We start from the raw sequence: 16,649 nt of genomic DNA on the forward strand, positions 1-16,649 counted from the left end.
TGAAACGATGGCCATGCTTGGCACTTCTGCTGTGCCTGCCAGCCTGCGGGTTTGTCCAGAACGAAGCGATTGATGGACCTTATCGCCTCGTCGCGGTCGACACGGATAAGGACATGACGCTTTGCCGGTCGGTCGGCACGGGTGGAACTTGCGTTGGCGACGGCCTGCCGGAGCCTACGGTCTTTCAGGCCGGCGCGAATGGCAATTACATCGTGTTCGCTCGCCATCCCTGGAAATCGGGAAGGCAACCGGACCGCTCGGTCACGGAGTTCTACTATATCTCGCGAAAGCCGAATGAATGGGACGTTGCGGTGCGGGTATCCGTGAGCGGTCCCTTCACCGAAGCTGAATACCGGGAGGAGAAGCGAAGGCTGCAGCTTCCGGAGTTCAGCAAGGTCTTTAAGAACTTGAAGTAGCTTACGACCAGACCATCTTGGCGCGCCTCACGCGCTGAGTTGGAAGCAGCACGCCTCACTCCTCCGGCTCGGTCGTGAACAGCAGCGGATAGCCCTTGGCGCGGCCGGCGTCGGTGGCGCGCGTCGCCTTGGTCTCGGCAACATCCTTGGTGAACACCGCGACGACGCAGGCACCCAGCTTGTGCGCGGTGATCATCACCTTGTAGGCCTGATCCTCCGTCATGCGGAATTCGGCCTTCAGCACCATGGTGACGAATTCGCGCGGCGTGTAGTCGTCGTTGATCAGGATGACCTTGTGCAGCCGCGGCCGCTCGACCTTGGTCTTGGTCCTGGTTTTCGGTTTGGTGACGGTGTCGTTCATTCCGCCTCCTGGACACGGCGGTCTCGGTTCCCAGCCGCGGCGATCAGCTCGCGACCTTCGCACCATATTGCAGGACCTGCACTTTCTCCAAGGTGATCAGCCCGCTCGACATCATGCCATCCAGGATGGGCAGGAATGCGTTGATGTTGTCCTCGCTGTCGACGATCTCGATCAGCAGCGGCAGGTCTTCCGAAAGCCGCAGGATCTTCGAGGTGTGCAGCCGGCTGGACTTGCCGAATCCCATCGGCCCGCGCAGCACGGTAGCGCCGGCCAGGTGCCGCTCACGCGCCTTGATCACGATGGCTTCATAGAGCGGCCTGCCGTCGAAATGATCGCTCTCGCCAATGAAGATCCGGAGGGAAACTGCCTGATTGGGAATTTGCATGGTCAGCTCCTTGTCAAGCGGTTGTAGCGGTTCGCCATCATATGGCCGATCCATACCGACACCAGCCAGCAGATCACGGATGCAGCGATGTAGGCTAGGGCCGTGTATTTCATCCCGCCGTGGATCAGGCGGAAGGTCTCCAGGCTAAAGGTCGAAAAGGTGGTGTAGCCGCCGCAGAACCCGGTCATGACGAACTGTCGGTGCTCGGGCCGCGCCAGCATGCGGCCGTCGGGGCCGGTCAGCGTCGCGTAGAAGCCGATGATCAGCGAGCCCATGGCGTTGATGAACAGCGTCGCGAAGGGAAAGCCCGGCCCGGTGTCCAGCGCCAGCCCGACGAGATAACGCGTCAGGCCGCCGACGATGCTGCCGGCGGCAACCCAGGCATAGAGCGTCGCAGTGCGCCAGCGCTCGGCGGAGGAGGGGGATTTCATCGCACGTTGCCCCTTCTCCCTGTCCCTGCGCGCGGGAAGAGGGTTGGGGCGAGGGTGGCTCTCCGCGAGGGAGGTGAGAGTTGGACTCTCCCCGCAACCGTGGAGAGGCGAAGGTGCCGCGCCGCCGATGCTTCTCCAAATTCCATCCGTTAGCCTCCCAGACCGTCCGCGAGGAGGAAGCCGCATGCGACGGCGGTCAGGCACAGCCCGACTGAGGCCACAATATTGCCGAGCGCAGGCATCAGTTCGCCACTCCGCGCGAGCGTCAGCGTCTGCAGGCTGAACGAGGAAACCGTGGTGTAGCAGCCGAGAAAGCCGGTCACCGCGAACAGCCAGGGATTAGGCAAAGCGAAGACCGAGCCCGGATGGGTCGCCAACGCGCCGAAAATGCCGATCAGGAAGGCGCCGGTGACGTTGATCGTCATGGTGCCCCACGGAAACGTCTCGCCCAGCCGGCGCGCGATCGCACCGGAGATGAAATAGCGCGCACAGCCACCCAGGGCGCTGCCGATCATGATCGCGATGGCCCCGCTCAGCATGATGAAAGACTCCGCGTCATCACTTGCCCTCCGTCGCGAGACCGCCGCCGACGGCGAGCAGCCCCAGCAGCGAGACCAGCGCGAAGCCGAGCCCTGCGAGGAACGTGCCTTGGGGACCATATGCGTCCCAAAGCGCGCCGGCGATCACGCTCGCGGCCAGCAGGGCAAGCCCGGTGAAAAGGTTGAAATAGCCGAATGCGGTGCCGCGCAGGCTCGGTGGCGCAGCGTCGGCGACGAGGGCCGAGAGCAGCCCTTGCGTCAGTCCCATATGCAGCCCCCACAGCACGACCCCGAGCGCAAGGCCGGCCAGATTCGGCAACAGCGCCAGCGCGAGGTCGGCACCGGCGAGGAAGACCAGACCGAGTGCGAGCAGGCGGGTCCTGCCGATCCGGTCCGACAGCACGCCGGCCGGATAGGCCGACAGGGCATAGACGATGTTCATCAGCACCAGCACCGCCGGCACCCACATCGCGTTGAGTCCGATGTTCTGTGCGCGCAGAATCAGGAAGGCCTCGCTGAAGCGCGCGAGCGTGAAGACGATTCCGACCGCGACAACGCGCCAGTACACCGCTCCGAGTTGCCGCATTGCGGCGAGATTGAGCGGATTCTTCGCAGGCTTCCGGCTCGGGTCGGGATCCGGCTCGTTCACAGCGAAGGCGATCAGTCCAAACGACAGGAACGCCGGCAGCACTGCCACCCAGAACACGATTGTAAAATTGTCGACCGTCCACCACATCAGGCCGATCGCTGCGAGCGGCCCGACGAAGGCACCGATCGTGTCGAGCGATTGCCGCAGCCCGAAACTCGCACCGCGCAGGCCGACCGGGGCGATATCGGCGATCAGCGCATCGCGCGGTGCGCCGCGAATGCCCTTTCCGACGCGGTCGATGAAGCGCGCCGCCACCAGCCATTCGACGCTGGGCGCCAGCGGGAACAGCGGCTTGGTGAAGGCGGCCAGCCCGTAGCCGAGCGCGGCGAGCAGCTTGCGGCGGCCGAGCCAGTCCGACAGCGCGCCGGAGAAGATCTTCGTGATCGAGGCGGTGGCCTCCGCAATGCCCTCGATGAACCCGACGGTGAGCGTGGAGGCGCCGAGCACGGTGACGAGATAGATCGGCAGCAGCGCATGGATCATCTCGGAGGAGATGTCCATCAGCATCGAGACGAAGCCGAGCACCCAGATTCCTCTGGGCAACATCGTGCGCGCAGCATTCGGTGTCGGCATCGTCACGTCGTCGTCTTCTCCTGGCCTTCTCCGGCTGGCCTTCGTTACAAGACAACAAAAAACCCGCCTTCGGCGGGGTATGTCCATGCTCCCGCCAAAGGCAGAGGCCTTGAGATTGCCTCTCCTCGAGCAGGAGTCATCAGCCAAGCACGGTCATCGACCGCCGGGCGGTTGTCGGGGGACTCCATCCCCATCTGTCCGACCAACCTAGCATGGAAATCGTGCCGGACAAGTAGGCGCGGCGTGCACTCCAGGTTCGCCGCCGCCATTCCGGGGCTCGCGAAGCGAGAACTCCGGCGCGCCCTTGCGCGCCTGAGACTCTCGTCATTGCGGTTCGGCTCTTCGAGCCGCTCCGGATTGACGAACCCTGTAATCGCGCGTCTTCCGGTGACGCAAGCGCGGCGACACGGCGGCGATTTCGCGCTGGCACGCAAATTCTTAACTCGAATGTGAAGCGCAAGCGATCTTCGGCCTTTGCGGCAGGGCAATTGCATGTCACCATCGCGTCATACGACGGGAGACCGCGATGCGTTTGCTGTTCTCGATCGGGGCTGTGCTGGTGGCCGGCATGCTTGCCGGAGGGGACGTCGCGGGCATCGCGGCACCGGGACCCAAATTTGAATCGCCCGAGAGTCGATCTCAATCGAAACGGCTCGCGGCCGACAAGGACGCGCAGGCGGTCGACGTCGAACTGATCCTCGCGGTCGACGTGTCCTACTCCATGGACATGGACGAGCTCGCGGTCCAGCGCGAGGGCTATGCGCAGGCAATCCAATCGAAGGAGTTCCTGCAGGCGCTGAAGCTAGGCCCGAATGGCCGGATCGCAGTGACCTATTTCGAGTGGGCCGCCTCCAGCGATCAGAAGATGATCATTCCCTGGCGCCTGGTCGACGGACCGGAGACGGCGGACGCGGTCGCCGCCGAGATCATGAAAACGCCGATCCGCCGCGCCTCGCGCACATCGATCTCCGGTGCGATCACGTTCGCGATGCCGCTGTTCGACGAGGATCCATATCGGGGCTTGCGCCGCGTCATCGATATTTCCGGCGACGGTCCCAACAACAATGGCGGTCCGGTCACGGTGGCGCGCGATGCCGCCCTGGAGAAGGGCATCGTCATCAACGGCCTGCCGATCATGATCAAAGAGCCGTCCTACTCGACCATGGATATCGACAATCTCGATTTATACTATGAGGACTGCGTCATCGGAGGTCCCGGCTCCTTCGTCATCACGATCAAGGATCGCGACAAGTTCAAGGAAGCGATCCGCACCAAGCTGCTGATGGAAGTCGCCGGCCGCACGCCCGAGCGCCCCGTGATGCGCGTTGCCGACAAGGAGCCGCGCGTCAACTGCCTGATTGGCGAGAAGATCTGGTCGGACCGCTGGGGACGTTAACGTCCCGGCTGAGACCTTTTGCCCATCCCAACCGGCAGTTGAATTTAACTGCCCGTTAACCGGTACATGGCCCTAATCAGACTGTTTCCTTTCGTTTCCAACCGGCATCCCGGCATTGCTGGAGCGAACGAAAGCGGGTTTATCCAACCTGCCTTTGAGCAAGCCATGGCCATCGTCACGTCGAGCACCAACCAGATTTCGCCCGCCAACGAGCGGATGTATCGCCAGAGTGCTCTGGTCGGTGACTGGAAGGGCAATTGGGTGGGCAACAACCAGCCCGTCGGCTTCAAGGTCGTGAACATCCGCGGTGCCCGGGCGCAGGTCGAGTACACCCATAACGGTCGTACCGAGCGCGGCTTTGGCGAGGTCAATGGCACGCTCATCACCTTTGGCGGAGTCACGGTCGGCACCAAGGATGGGAAGAGCATGGTGCTGCTGTTCTCAGTGGGCGGCGCTGGCAAGCAGACCGCGAATCTCGAGAAGCAGGAGCCGCCGGCCTCCGACAGCCGTCTCATGGGAAGCTGGGGTGGCTATTCCAGCGACAACGGCAAGAGCGCGAGCTTCAAGGTGCTCTCCGTCAACGGCAAGGAAGCGCAGGTCAGCGTCACCACCGACGGCATCACTCGTCAGGGCACTGGCATCGTCTACAAGAACGTCATCATGTTCGGACAGACGCAGATCGCGACCGATGACGGACAGAACGGCAAGGTCATCTATCAGGTCGGCACCAAATCCTTCATGGTGCCGGTGACGAAATATCCGCCGGCGGATTCGTCGTCGTCCGTCGACAAGACGGCATAGCCGTTCACAGCGGCGTCCCGCCGGATCGTAACAGCGTCTTCAATTGCTGATCGACCTGCCGCAGGATCGCGCAGGCCTCTGCCAAATCGCCATCCCCGATCAGCCGCCAGATGTCGCCGGACTGTTCCACCAGATGGGGAATCGTAAGGGGCAAGCCGGCCGTCTGGATGAGTGCGCCCTTTTCGTTGATGAGATATCGACGGTTCAATGCAAACAGCACCTGCGCGATGCACGCGAGCGCTCTGTAGACGCAGCCCGCGACGTGGGTCCGCTCGTCGCGAGCTGTCGCAAGTTCCGCATTTTCGATGCTGAACAGGATTTCCCACTGAAAGCGCCGCAACAAGGCGCGGCCCAGATCCTCCGGATAGGGGAGCGCGATTGTCTTGAGCCGCGCGATCAGGCCTTTCGGATCGTGCAAAGGCCGACAATATGCGATCTCGCCCATCCAGATTGCCGAGCAGAAGCCATGTGGATGGCCGGGCTGGTAGGCCATGAGGACTGTACCGTTTCGGCAGTCCATCATGACTCGCTCGACATCGTCGGCGTGACGGTAGAGCAGATCGACCTGTTGTCCCTCGACCGACAGCCATGCGCCGCCGATGATCCATGGCCCCCATTCGCCATATCTCGTTACGGTCGCAGTGCCGGGATCGTCGGCGATTTCCGTCACGACGCTCAGGAGCCGATCCGTATCGAGCGGGGCCGCGCTCGAACAATACAGCCCGATGTCGTAGTCGGACGAGGGATGCGCGCTGCCCCGCGCGCGTGAGCCGCCGAGCACGACGGCGTGAACGCCCGGTACGTCGGCAAGAACGGATGTCAGGCGGGTGAGCAACGGATCGTGCGGCATCAGGTGCAGTTCCCTGGAGACCTGCTGCCGTGACACCGACGCGGTCGCTCCGCTGGCATTGATGATGTTCGCGGAGTATAGTTTGCGAAATTGTCGACGGTAGTCTGAATGTTCAAGCCTGCACTTTCATGTGCTCTTGCAGCTCTCGCGGTGCTCTGCCTCGGCGGAGAGCCGGTTCATGCGCAAGTCGCGCCGCTGAGATATTGGATTCCCGGCGGACCTTTCGGCCTCGGCGGCAGTGCCGGCCAGAGCTCCGACACCTATGGCAACTTCGCGAGCTTCAACGCCGGCGATGCCGATTGGCGCAACAGCTCTGCGAATGGTTTCTTCGTCGGCAGCCAACGCGGCAATCTTGGTTTGAGCGGCTTCAGCCAGGCAGGCTCGATCGGCAATTTCAGCGCGCTCTCTTATGATAGCACGCAGTTCGGCTATAACATGAAGACTGCGGGTGGCATGCCCGTCACGTTCTTTGCCGGTTTCGACACGCTGAAGTTTGGCAACGGCATTGGCAGCTCGCTGGCGCCGCTCAGCTCCAGCGCTGCGCCCGGCTATGGCGGGTTTGCGGGTGTCGAATTCAAGCCGACCTCCAACCTCAGCTTGTCGTTCGGGGCCGGGTTCATCCAGCAGCAATCGGGACTCATGGACAGTGACATCAACTCGTCGATGCTGCCCGGCGAGTCTCCTGTGCTGGGCGGCCTTCGGCGCTAGGATTGCATCACCAGCTCCGGCGGACGCCGCAGCGATTTCGGCAGGTCTGGACCGGTTCCGAAACGCATCACGATATCGGGACGCCGTTCGCCGAGGCCGAGTGAGGCCCCGAATTGCTGCCTCAGCGCCGCCACCTCGACCGGCTGGTTGATGAAGGAATATTTGAGTCCCAGCGCGGTCGCCTGCAATCCGAAGCGCTGGCAGGCGCGGCCGACCGCGATCCAGTGCGACTTGTCGCTGCGATCGGCAGCGAGCACGACGACGCCCGCAGAGCTGTCGAGTTCTTCGCGGTATTTCTTGTTCTCCCCGCTCTCGGTGAAGAAGAGCTTGAGAAGCGGCCGGGCCACCCACGAGGGCAGCGAGGGGTTTCCGGACGCGGGCGAGAATAATCCGTCCATGGTCGCGAGTGCCTCCGCCTCGTTGAAGCGAATCCAGCTGACGAGCTCGCGCATGAAGGCCTTGTCGCGCATTTGCGCCGAGTTGCCTTCGAGTACGTAGTCGGTGACCCCGGCGATCGCGGTGCGTTCGGTCATCAGGATCGCAGCGACGTGCGGTTCGCGACAGGCATCCTCGAGCCGACGCAATGTCTCGGGTGCGGCCGGCCTGCCGTCGAACGCTGCGCGGGTGCATTGCCTGATAGGAATCGCGGCCGCCAGTGCCGATGTGCCCTGCGGGGCCTCCTCGAGCGTGATCACGATGCGGTCGCCGTCGACGGCCGCATCTGCGTGCCAGCCCAGCGTGGACGCGGCGAGGATGAGGTTTTCGGCGGCACAGCCGAGACTGACGAAGAGATGATGATCGTCCGGATCGACGGCCGGACAGCGGCGCTTGAAGTCAGGCGCAATCGCGATGACGTTGCCGCGGACCGAGAAGATCCACGGCTGGGTGTTGTGGCTGTTGGCTGCGAGGGTGGCAAAGCGCACGAGTTCGCGATCCCGCGGCACGGCTTGCAGCGCAGCCCGTGACGACTTTACCGTCTCGTCATAGGTGTTCGCCGCCGCTGCGGCAGAGGGGCTGGTGATGGTCGCCGCGGACAGCCCCAGCGAAGTCGCGATGAATTGTCGTCGGTCGAGCACGAACGTCCGCTCCGCGTCTCATGGCACGGAACGCTTTTAGCGGCGGCGGAGGGCAGAGCGATTGACCGGTATCAAGGTTGTGGCTCGATGGGGAGTTCGCATCCTACCGCACCATCCGCGCCACCAGCTCCACATGCGGCGTGTGGCGGAACTGATCGACCGGCACCACCGCCTCCAGCCGGTAGCCGCCGTCGATCAGCAGCCGCGCGTCGCGGGCGAAGGTCGCGGCGTTGCAGGACACCGCGATCACGGCGGGCACCTTGCTCGCGGCGAGCTTCAGTGCCTGCGCCTGCGCGCCCTGCCGCGGCGGGTCGAACACCACCACGTCGAAGTCGCGCAGCTCCGGCAGCACCAAGGGGCGGCGGAACAGATCGCGCAGCTCGGCCTTGATCGGCTTGAGGCCCGGTGTGCGCGCGGCCTTCGCGAGGGCCGCGATGGCGCCGGCGTCGCTGTCATAGGCCGTGACGCGGGCCTTCTCGGCAAGCCGCAGGGCGAACGGGCCGACACCGCAGAAGAGATCGGCGACCTCCTTGGCCTTGCCGATGCGCTCGGCGACCAGTGCGGCGAGCGCCTCTTCGCCCGCCACCGTCGCCTGCAGGAACGAGCCCGGCGGCAGCGTTACCTCCGCGCGGCCCATCTTCACCGTCGGCGGCAGGCGCTGCAGCACCAATTCGCCGTGCCGCGTCAGCCGCGCCAGGCGATGTTGCTCGGCGACACGCGACAGCGCTGTGACCAGCGGGGTCGGCAGCGGGCCGGAGCCGCGCACGTCGACATCGAGGCCGTTGGCGGTGGCAGTGACCTGGATGTCGAGCGGCTTCGTCACCGGCATCCTGGACGTCAGCGGCTCGGCCAGCGCCCAGGCCGCGTCGAGCGCGCCGTCGAGCCCGGGATCGAGGATGGGACAGCGATGGATCGGGATGACGTCGTGCGAGCTCGTGGCGGAGAACCCGACCTTGAGGATGTCATGCGTGCCGAACCGGCCGTGCAGCGTGATGCGCCTGCGCCCGGCACCATGGGCGTCGACTAGCGGCGCCACCTCGCAATCGATGCCAGCCTGCGCCAGCGTCTCCATCACGATGCCGCGCTTCCAGGCATGATAGGGCTCCGCGGCCCAATGCTGGATCGCGCAGCCGCCGCAGACGCCGAAATGCGGGCAGAACGGTTCGATCCGTTCCGGGCTTGCAACCTCGACGGCGAGCAGCTTGCGGCGATCGGGATGGTGGCCCACGACGTGATCGACTTCGACGGTTTCGCCGCCGAGCGCATAGGGCACGTAGACCGCATCGCCGGTGGTGAGCGAGACGCCGTCGCCGCGGTGGCCGACATGATCGATGGTCAGACGCTCAACCACGGCGCGCGCCCAGGAAGAATTCGACATTGCCGTCGCCGCCGGTGATCGGCGAGGGGAATATCTCGATGTCGGTGCAGCCGAGCGAAGCGGCAAAGGCCGCGATATCGGCGCAGACCTCCTGGTGCACGGCGGCGTCGCGGATGATCCCTTTCTTGTTATGCTTCCGGTCCGCCTCGAATTGCGGCTTGATCAGCGCCAGCACGCTCGTCGGCGCGGCCGCCAGCGACAGCGCCACGGGCAGCACCGCCTTCAGCGAGATGAAGCTGACGTCGATCACGACGACATCGGGCCGCGCCGGCAGGCGCTTGCCCTCATAGCTGCGGATATCGGTCTCTTCCATCGATACGATCCTGGGATGATCGCGCAGCGAGGGATGCAGCTGGCTGCTGCCGACATCGATCGCAAACACCAGGCTGGCGCCGTTCGCCAGCAGCACCTCGGTGAAGCCGCCAGTGGAGGCGCCGACGTCGAGGCAGACATGGTCCTCGATGTCGATCGGGTAACGCTCCAGCGCGCCAGCGAGCTTGACGCCGCCGCGGGAGACGTAGGGATGTGCCGGCTCGGCCTGGATCACCGCGTCCTCTGCGATCGTCTCCGACGGTTTCGAGACCTGCTTGTCGTCGGCCATGACGAGCCCGGCTTCGATCGCTGCGCGTGCCCGCGCCCGGCTCTCGAACAGGCCGCGCTCGACCAGCAATACATCCGCGCGCTTGCGGGGAGGGGGCATCGAAACTCCGACAGACGACTGAAGAGCTTATGTAGCGATCAATCGCGCGGCCGCCATCCGGACGCAAGCCTCGAACGCGGCGAGATCGTGCCAGACGTCGATCGGCATCGTGGCCGGAGTTACCAGCGGGCAGCCGCGCAGCTCCAGCGCATGGATCATCATGAGATTGTCAACGAGGCCAAAGTCCTCGACTATCAGCCCCTGTGCATCGACCAGCCGGCCGTCCTCGGTGGTGACGTCCATGAAACGGCCGACACGGTCGGCATAGGCTGCGCCGTCATTGGAATAGGCGAGACAGAATTTGCCGCGGCCGGCCATGTAGCCGAGCTCGTAGACGGTACCGGGATCGGCGCCGGCGCCGCGGAACGGGGTGAGGTTGGCAATGATGGCAACCGCCTCGTCCATCATCGCCTCGTTGCCGCAAAATATCTGTCGCGAGGCGTCGGGCGCGGCGAGGTCGATGGCGTTGTCGAGCGGATAGAGGCCGGTCAATCCGTGAGCCGCGCAGATATCGACCTTGCGCCGGCCGATCTCGACCGCGTCCGGCAGGAAAACGTCGGGGCCTGCCAGGTAGATCTTCATGAGACGAACCTGCCGAACGCCGAGCGCGGTGCAACACCTCTCCCATCGGGAGAGGTCGGCGCGTAGCGCCGGGTGAGGGGTTAAGCTTTCACGAGGGACCTCAACCCCTCAGCCGGATCGCTGCGCGATCCGACCTCTCCCTTTGGGAGAGGTGGGATCAGCGCCCGTATGGCTATCAAGCCAGCTTCACCGTCTCGGCCTTGACGTCCTTGCCGAGCGCTTCGAACACCTTGGCGACGATGCCCTTGGCATCGAGCCCGGCGCGGGCGTACATCGCCGCGGGCGTGTCGTGGTCCTGGAACACGTCGGGCAGCACCATCGTGCGGAACTTGACCATGCCGGTGTCGAGCGCGCCCTGGTCGGTCAGGAACTGCGCGACATGCGAGCCGAAGCCGCCGACCGAGCCTTCCTCGATCGTGATCAGGATCTCATGGTCGCGCGCGAGCTTGAGCACCAGCTCGGTATCCAGCGGCTTCATGAAGCGCGCATCCGCGATCGTGGTCGAGAGGCCGTGCGCGGCGAGCTCGTCGGCGGCCTTCTCGCATTCGGCGAGGCGCGTGCCGAAGGAGAGCAGGGCGATCTTGCTGCCCTGACGGATCATCCGGCCCTTGCCGATCTCGAGCGGAACGCCGACGTCGGGCATCTCGACGCCGCGGCCTTCGCCGCGCGGATAGCGCAGCGAGCTCGGACGGTCGTCGATCGCGACCTGGGTCGCCACCATGTGCACGAGTTCGGCCTCGTCCGCCGCCGCCATGATCACCATGTTGGGCAGGCAGCCGAGATAGGCGTTGTCGAACGAGCCGGCATGGGTCGCGCCGTCGGCGCCGACGAGGCCGGCACGGTCGATGGCGAAGCGGACGGGCAGGCTCTGGATCGCGACGTCATGCACGATCTGGTCGTAGCCGCGCTGCAGGAAGGTCGAGTAGATCGCGCAGAACGGCTTGTAGCCTTCGGTCGCAAGACCCGCGGCGAAGGTCACCGCATGCTGCTCGGCGATGCCGACGTCGAAGGTACGGTCGGGGAAGGCCTTGTTGAAGATGTCGACGCCGGTGCCCGACGGCATCGCCGCGGTGATGGCGACGATCTTGTCGTCCTTCTGCGCTTCCTTGACGAGGCTCTGGCCGAACACGTTCTGGTAGGCCGGCGCATTCGGCTTGGCCTTGGCCTGGGTGCCGGTCGCGACGTCGAACTTCACGACGGCGTGGTACTTGTCGGCGGAAGCTTCCGCCGGGCCGTAGCCCTTGCCCTTCTGCGTCACGACGTGGACCAGGATCGGGCCTTCTTCCATGTCGCGGACGTTCTTGAGCACCGGCAGAAGATGGTCGAGGTTGTGGCCGTCGATCGGGCCGACATAATAGAAGCCGAGCTCCTCGAACAGCGTGCCGCCGTCCATCATGAAGCCGCGGGAATATTCCTCGACACGGTTGGCGCGGTTGGCGAGGATCTTGGGCAGGCGCTTGTTGATCTGCTTGGCCGCATCGCGCAGCGTGCGATAGGTCTTGCCGGAATAGAGCCGCGACAGATAGGCGCTCATGGCGCCGACCGGCGGGGCGATCGACATGTCGTTGTCGTTCAGGATGACGATCAGGCGCGAGTTCATCGCACCCGCATTGTTCATGGCCTCATAGGCCATGCCGGCTGACATCGCGCCGTCACCGATCACGGCGATAACGTTGTTGGTGCCGCCGGAGAGGTCGCGCGCCACGGCCATGCCGAGGCCAGCGGAGATCGAGGTCGAGGAATGCGCCGCGCCGAACGGATCGTAGTCGCTTTCGCTGCGCTTGGTGAAGCCGGACAGGCCGCCGCCGGTGCGCAGGGTACGGATGCGGTCGCGCCGGCCGGTGAGGATCTTGTGCGGATAGGCCTGGTGGCCGACGTCCCAGATCAGCCGGTCGCGCGGCGTATCGAACACGTAATGGATCGCGGTGGTGAGCTCGACCACGCCGAGGCCTGCGCCGAAATGACCGCCGGTCACCGAGACGGCATCGATGGTCTCCTGCCGCAGCTCATCGGCGACCTGGCGAACCTGCTCGACCTTGAGCTTGCGCAGGTCTTCCGGCGTCCGGATGGTGTCGAGAAGCGGCGTCTTACTGTATGCGTTCACGGCGATTTCCAATTTGTCAGCGCCGGAAGGTCATTCCGGTGCGCGATGGGTTTGCACAATATCGGCGCAGCGCGAGTCCTCAAACCGTCGGAGCCACCTGCATGGGGCAAGGCCCCCGTCTTCAAGCTTAGGTAAGCTTAAGTGCGCTCCGGTTCAGTCTCTGTGATCCCTGTCACTCAGATCGGCTTCGTCCGTCCCAAGCCAATTTCATTAGCAGTTTGAAGCGCTTGTCGTCGGCAATCGGTGCCTACGCAAGGCTTGCAAAAAGCCACACTCCGCGCAGCTTTACACCAAAGCTTGGGCCAAAGCCAACCCGCCGCACCGATGAGTGGTATGCAGGTGCAACTTGCGGGCCGGATTGGTTAACCTTGGCCCGGGATGAGGGGTTCCGGCCTTGCTCGGTTCCGCGGCAGGCTTTTTTCGCCTGAATGAGAGCCTTTGTCTCCGGCGGCCGAATCTCGCATGGGATTTGCCATTGGCCCGCCCGCCCCAGGCCGCGGTTCGGCGGAACAGCCCCGTGCGATCATTGAAAGCGGCACAGGAACCATGTCCGCAAAGACGTTTTGCGGGCCACCGGTCGTCAGGCGACCGAGCCGGGAAAGTTCCCGGCGGACTTACTGGACGTCGAGCGGCGCAGTACCGGTGGCCTGGCCGCTGGCATCGGTGGTGATCTTGTCGACGCGCGCCTCGGCCTGACGCAGCAACTCTTCGCAGCGCCGCTTCAGGGCCTCGCCGCGTTCATAGATCGTCACGGATTCTTCGAGCGGGACCTTGCCGTCTTCGAGCCGCTTCACGATCGTTTCGAGTTCCTCGATCGCGCGCTCGAAGGTGAGCCGGGAGACGTCGACTTGAGTATTTTCGGCCATATCCGTTTCCGATTGCCCGATTCGCTTGCCTTACAGTGAAGGCGGGTTTTGCGGGCTTAATGTGGCGGGCGTCCTCAGGCGCCCATCAAGGCGCCGACATGCGCCGTAACAGATTCTTTCAGTCCTTGCAGGTCATAGCCGCCCTCGAGCACCGAAACAACGCGGCCGCCTGCGGTCTTGTCGGCGAGGTCCATCAGCTTGCGCGTCACCCAGGCATAATCCTCGGCGCGCAGGTTCAGCGAGGCCAGCGGGTCGCGGTAATGCGCGTCGAAGCCGGCGGAGATGACCACCAGCTCGGGGCTGAATTTTTCGAGCTGCGGCAGGATCAGGTTCTCGAACGCGGAGCGGAATTCCGGCCCGCCGTCTTCGGAAGCGAGAGGCGCGTTGACGATGGTGTCGTGATCGCCGCGCTCGCTTCTAGCGCCGGTGCCTGGAAACAGCGGCATCTGGTGCGTCGAGCAGTACATCACGGTCGGGTCCGACCAGAAGATGTCCTGCGTGCCGTTACCGTGATGCACGTCGAAGTCGACGATGGCCGCGCGCTCGATGCCGTATTTGCGCTGCGCGTGGCGCGCCGCGATGGCGACGTTGTCGAAGAAGCAGAAGCCCATCGGCTTGCCGATCTCGGCGTGATGACCGGGTGGGCGGATCGCGACGAAGGCGTTGCGGTGCTCGCCCGCCATCACCGCCTCGGTCGCCGCGACTGCGCCGCCGACGCCGCGCATCACGGCTTCCCACGTGCCCGGTGACATCGAGGTGTCGCCGTCGATATAGATCTGCCCGCTGGACGGAGCGATGTGGCGCAGCTCGGTGACGTAATGCTCGTTGTGGCACAGCGTGACGAGATCGAGATCGCCCTCCGGCGCCTCCTCGCGCACCAGGAACTGGAAACGCTCGTGCGACAGCGCTTCTTCCACCGCGCGCAGACGATCCGGTCTCTCAGGGTGTCCCGGCGGCGTGACATGGTCGAGGCAGGCCTTGTGGGAAAGGAGAAGCGTGCTCATCAGGTCGGCCTCATGGGATGCGGACTTTTGACGTCGTTGGCGCATCCAGCGCCAAAACGCAATGCAAAACCCAATCTAAGCGCGTGGCCGGGAATGGCAAAGCGCCGGCGGTTTGATCCCGATCAATTCACGCGCAGGATGCGGATCGGCGGCAGCGGACCGATCGGGCCGTGTGCCCGGAAGAACGCGAACAGCGCGTCCGCATCGTAGCCGCCATATTGCGGCGCCGTGCCCTGTTTGGCGACGGTAAACCCGTCTCCGCCGACGGCGAGGTAATCGTTGAGCGTGACGCGGTAGCCGCTTCCAGGTTCGACCGGCCTGCCGTTGAGCGTGATCTTCTCGAGGCTGACGCGCTCGCCGAATGGCTTCGATGCGTCCCAAGTATAGCTGAACCCGTTCGACACCTGGAGAATCCGTGGCCGCTTCGGGTCCAGCCATTGCTGCTCGAGCAAGTCCTTGAGCTGGCTGCCCGTCAGCGTCATGGTGACGAGGCGGTTGCGGAACGGCTGGCTGGCGAAGACATCGCCGAACGTGATCGCGCCATTCTCCTTCGGAACGATGTCGGTGCGGATGCCGCCGGGATTGGTGAGCGCGATGACAGCGCTGCCATCCTTCGTGTCGCGGGTTGCGAGCAATTGCGCGTCGGCAATGATATCGCCAAGCGCGCTTTCCCCGGCCTCGTTCGGCACGCGCGACAGCGTCTGCGTCACCGAACCGGCCGGCCGATTGGCGATCGGCGCGGAGAGCTTGTCATAGGCGTCGATCAATGCGGTCTGCTCGGGATCCTTGGCCAGCGAAGCGTTGGCGACGATCACATTTTCGGCTTTGGCACTGACGATGTCGCGCGTTGCGGGATCGAGCTCGAGGTCGATCGCGGTGACCAGCGTGCCGTATTTGTCGCCGCTGGTGACGAGCCGCCCGTCGATATCGCAGACATAGGCGCGGTGGGTGTGGCCGCTGACTACGACGTCGACGGCACGATCGAACTTCTTGACGATGTCGACGATCGGCCCCGTGATGGCAGGGCATTCGTTGTAGTCGCCGGCGGGCTCGCCGCCCTGGTGGATCAACACCACGATCGCTTCGACGCCACGCGCCTTCAGCTGCGGCACGAGCGCGTTCACCGTCTCGGCCTCGTCGCGGAATTCGAGCCCGGCAATGCCCGCTGGCGAGACGATGCCGGCGGTCTCCTTCAAGGTCAGCCCGATGAAGGCGACGGGGATGCCGTCGAATTCCCGGATCTCGTAGGGCGGCAGCACGCTCTTGCCGGTTGCGGTCTCGACTGTGGACGCCGCGAGGTAACGGAACTTGGCGCCCGTGAAGGGATGCGGTCCCTGGCAGCCGTCGACCGGATGGCAGCCGCCGTTCTGCATGCGCAGGAGCTCGGTCTTGCCCTCGTCGAATTCGTGATTGCCGACCGAGCTGATCGCAAGGCCCATCATCGAGAGCGACTCGATCGAGGGCTCGTCGTGGAACATCGCCGACAGGAACGGGCTCGCGCCGATCAGATCGCCGGCGGCGACGAAGATGGTGTTCCTGCGCCCCTCGCGCAGCTGCTTCACCAGCGTCGCCATGTATTCGGCGCCGCCGGCCGCCACCATCACCTTCTTGGTCTTGTCCTCAGGGTCGTTGATGCGGATGCCGCCCGGTGGCGGGCGCAGATTGCCGTGGAAATCGTTGATCGCGAGCACGCGCAACTCGACCGGAGCGGCGGGCTGCGCCGAGGCAGGGACGGCGGCGAGGATGGTCAGGATCAGAAAGACGTATCGCATGGGACAAGACTAGACGCAGCGCGCGAAGATTTCACGATGCTTTGTCGTGAACACGCGT

18 protein-coding genes and 1 riboswitch are annotated in these 16,649 nt (G+C 64.5%); of the genes, 4 read left to right on the top strand and 14 right to left on the bottom strand.

The window, feature by feature from the left end:
- The first annotated feature begins 17 nt into the window (after positions 1-17).
- Positions 18-416: a hypothetical protein gene (locus tag EDE08_RS01485; protein ID WP_131866493.1), complete on the top strand. Its 399-nt coding sequence runs from the start codon at positions 18-20 to the stop codon at positions 414-416.
- Between the two features lie 55 nt (positions 417-471).
- Here the strand turns inward: EDE08_RS01485 and clpS are convergent, their stop codons facing one another.
- The 5 genes from clpS to EDE08_RS01510 form a co-directional block, all read right to left on the bottom strand.
- Positions 472-777 carry an ATP-dependent Clp protease adapter ClpS gene (gene clpS, locus EDE08_RS01490; RefSeq protein WP_061878702.1) on the bottom strand — a complete coding sequence of 102 codons (306 nt, stop codon included), beginning with the start codon at positions 775-777 and terminating at the stop codon, positions 472-474.
- A gap of 43 nt (positions 778-820) precedes the next feature.
- Positions 821-1,162 (bottom strand): DUF190 domain-containing protein, encoded by a 342-nt coding sequence (locus EDE08_RS01495; protein ID WP_131866495.1) that lies wholly within the window; start codon positions 1,160-1,162, stop codon positions 821-823.
- Positions 1,163-1,164: 2 nt separating this feature from the next.
- Positions 1,165-1,593, bottom strand: coding sequence for a fluoride efflux transporter CrcB (crcB, locus tag EDE08_RS01500; RefSeq protein WP_131866497.1), 429 nt, complete (start codon positions 1,591-1,593; stop codon positions 1,165-1,167).
- 149 nt (positions 1,594-1,742) lie between these two features.
- A complete protein-coding gene (crcB, locus tag EDE08_RS01505) occupies positions 1,743-2,132 on the bottom strand; it encodes a fluoride efflux transporter CrcB (RefSeq protein WP_131866499.1) in 390 nt (129 codons plus the stop codon).
- A 19-nt stretch (positions 2,133-2,151) separates the two neighbouring features.
- Positions 2,152-3,354, bottom strand: coding sequence for an MFS transporter (locus EDE08_RS01510; protein ID WP_165935721.1), 1,203 nt, complete (start codon positions 3,352-3,354; stop codon positions 2,152-2,154).
- Between the two features lie 123 nt (positions 3,355-3,477).
- A riboswitch (Fluoride riboswitch) is annotated at positions 3,478-3,555 on the bottom strand.
- Positions 3,556-3,880: 325 nt separating this feature from the next.
- Here EDE08_RS01510 and EDE08_RS01515 point away from each other — a divergent pair.
- On the top strand, positions 3,881-4,750 hold the full coding sequence (locus EDE08_RS01515) for a DUF1194 domain-containing protein (protein ID WP_131866503.1): 870 nt from the start codon (positions 3,881-3,883) through the stop codon (positions 4,748-4,750).
- Between the two features lie 165 nt (positions 4,751-4,915).
- Positions 4,916-5,551 (top strand): hypothetical protein, encoded by a 636-nt coding sequence (locus EDE08_RS01520; protein ID WP_061878389.1) that lies wholly within the window; start codon positions 4,916-4,918, stop codon positions 5,549-5,551.
- 4 nt (positions 5,552-5,555) lie between these two features.
- Here the strand turns inward: EDE08_RS01520 and EDE08_RS01525 are convergent, their stop codons facing one another.
- Entirely contained in the window at positions 5,556-6,401 is an 846-nt protein-coding gene (locus EDE08_RS01525; RefSeq protein WP_131866505.1) for a nucleotidyltransferase domain-containing protein, read from the bottom strand.
- A 108-nt stretch (positions 6,402-6,509) separates the two neighbouring features.
- Here EDE08_RS01525 and EDE08_RS01530 point away from each other — a divergent pair, with 108 nt between their 5' ends.
- On the top strand, positions 6,510-7,109 hold the full coding sequence (locus tag EDE08_RS01530) for a hypothetical protein (protein WP_131866507.1): 600 nt from the start codon (positions 6,510-6,512) through the stop codon (positions 7,107-7,109).
- Here EDE08_RS01530 and EDE08_RS01535 read toward each other — a convergent pair.
- The 8 genes from EDE08_RS01535 to EDE08_RS01570 all read right to left on the bottom strand — a co-directional run bounded on the left by EDE08_RS01535 (position 7,106) and on the right by EDE08_RS01570 (position 16,591).
- Positions 7,106-8,185 carry an Acg family FMN-binding oxidoreductase gene (locus EDE08_RS01535; protein WP_131866509.1) on the bottom strand — a complete coding sequence of 360 codons (1,080 nt, stop codon included), beginning with the start codon at positions 8,183-8,185 and terminating at the stop codon, positions 7,106-7,108. The genes EDE08_RS01530 and EDE08_RS01535 overlap by 4 nt on opposite strands.
- Before the next feature lie 103 nt (positions 8,186-8,288).
- Positions 8,289-9,536, bottom strand: coding sequence for a class I SAM-dependent RNA methyltransferase (locus EDE08_RS01540; RefSeq protein WP_131867402.1), 1,248 nt, complete (start codon positions 9,534-9,536; stop codon positions 8,289-8,291).
- Positions 9,529-10,263, bottom strand: a complete 735-nt coding sequence (locus EDE08_RS01545) for a TlyA family RNA methyltransferase (RefSeq protein WP_131866511.1) — start codon at positions 10,261-10,263, stop codon at positions 9,529-9,531. Before EDE08_RS01545 ends, EDE08_RS01540 begins: the two co-directional genes overlap by 8 nt.
- A gap of 27 nt (positions 10,264-10,290) precedes the next feature.
- A complete protein-coding gene (locus EDE08_RS01550; RefSeq protein WP_131866513.1) occupies positions 10,291-10,845 on the bottom strand; it encodes a nucleoside 2-deoxyribosyltransferase in 555 nt (184 codons plus the stop codon).
- 175 nt (positions 10,846-11,020) lie between these two features.
- The gene (gene dxs, locus EDE08_RS01555; RefSeq protein ID WP_131866515.1) at positions 11,021-12,949 is read right to left on the bottom strand and encodes a 1-deoxy-D-xylulose-5-phosphate synthase; all 1,929 of its coding nucleotides are present in this window, start codon (positions 12,947-12,949) and stop codon (positions 11,021-11,023) included.
- 614 nt (positions 12,950-13,563) lie between these two features.
- Entirely contained in the window at positions 13,564-13,815 is a 252-nt protein-coding gene (locus EDE08_RS01560) for an exodeoxyribonuclease VII small subunit (protein WP_008132970.1), read from the bottom strand.
- Positions 13,816-13,889: 74 nt separating this feature from the next.
- Positions 13,890-14,819: a histone deacetylase family protein gene (locus EDE08_RS01565; protein ID WP_131866517.1), complete on the bottom strand. Its 930-nt coding sequence runs from the start codon at positions 14,817-14,819 to the stop codon at positions 13,890-13,892.
- Positions 14,820-14,941: 122 nt separating this feature from the next.
- Positions 14,942-16,591 (bottom strand): bifunctional metallophosphatase/5'-nucleotidase, encoded by a 1,650-nt coding sequence (locus EDE08_RS01570; protein ID WP_131866519.1) that lies wholly within the window; start codon positions 16,589-16,591, stop codon positions 14,942-14,944.
- Positions 16,592-16,649 lie beyond the last annotated feature (58 nt).

The organism is Bradyrhizobium sp. R2.2-H, from assembly GCF_004346455.1.
Classification (GTDB): domain Bacteria; phylum Pseudomonadota; class Alphaproteobacteria; order Rhizobiales; family Xanthobacteraceae; genus Bradyrhizobium; species Bradyrhizobium diversitatis.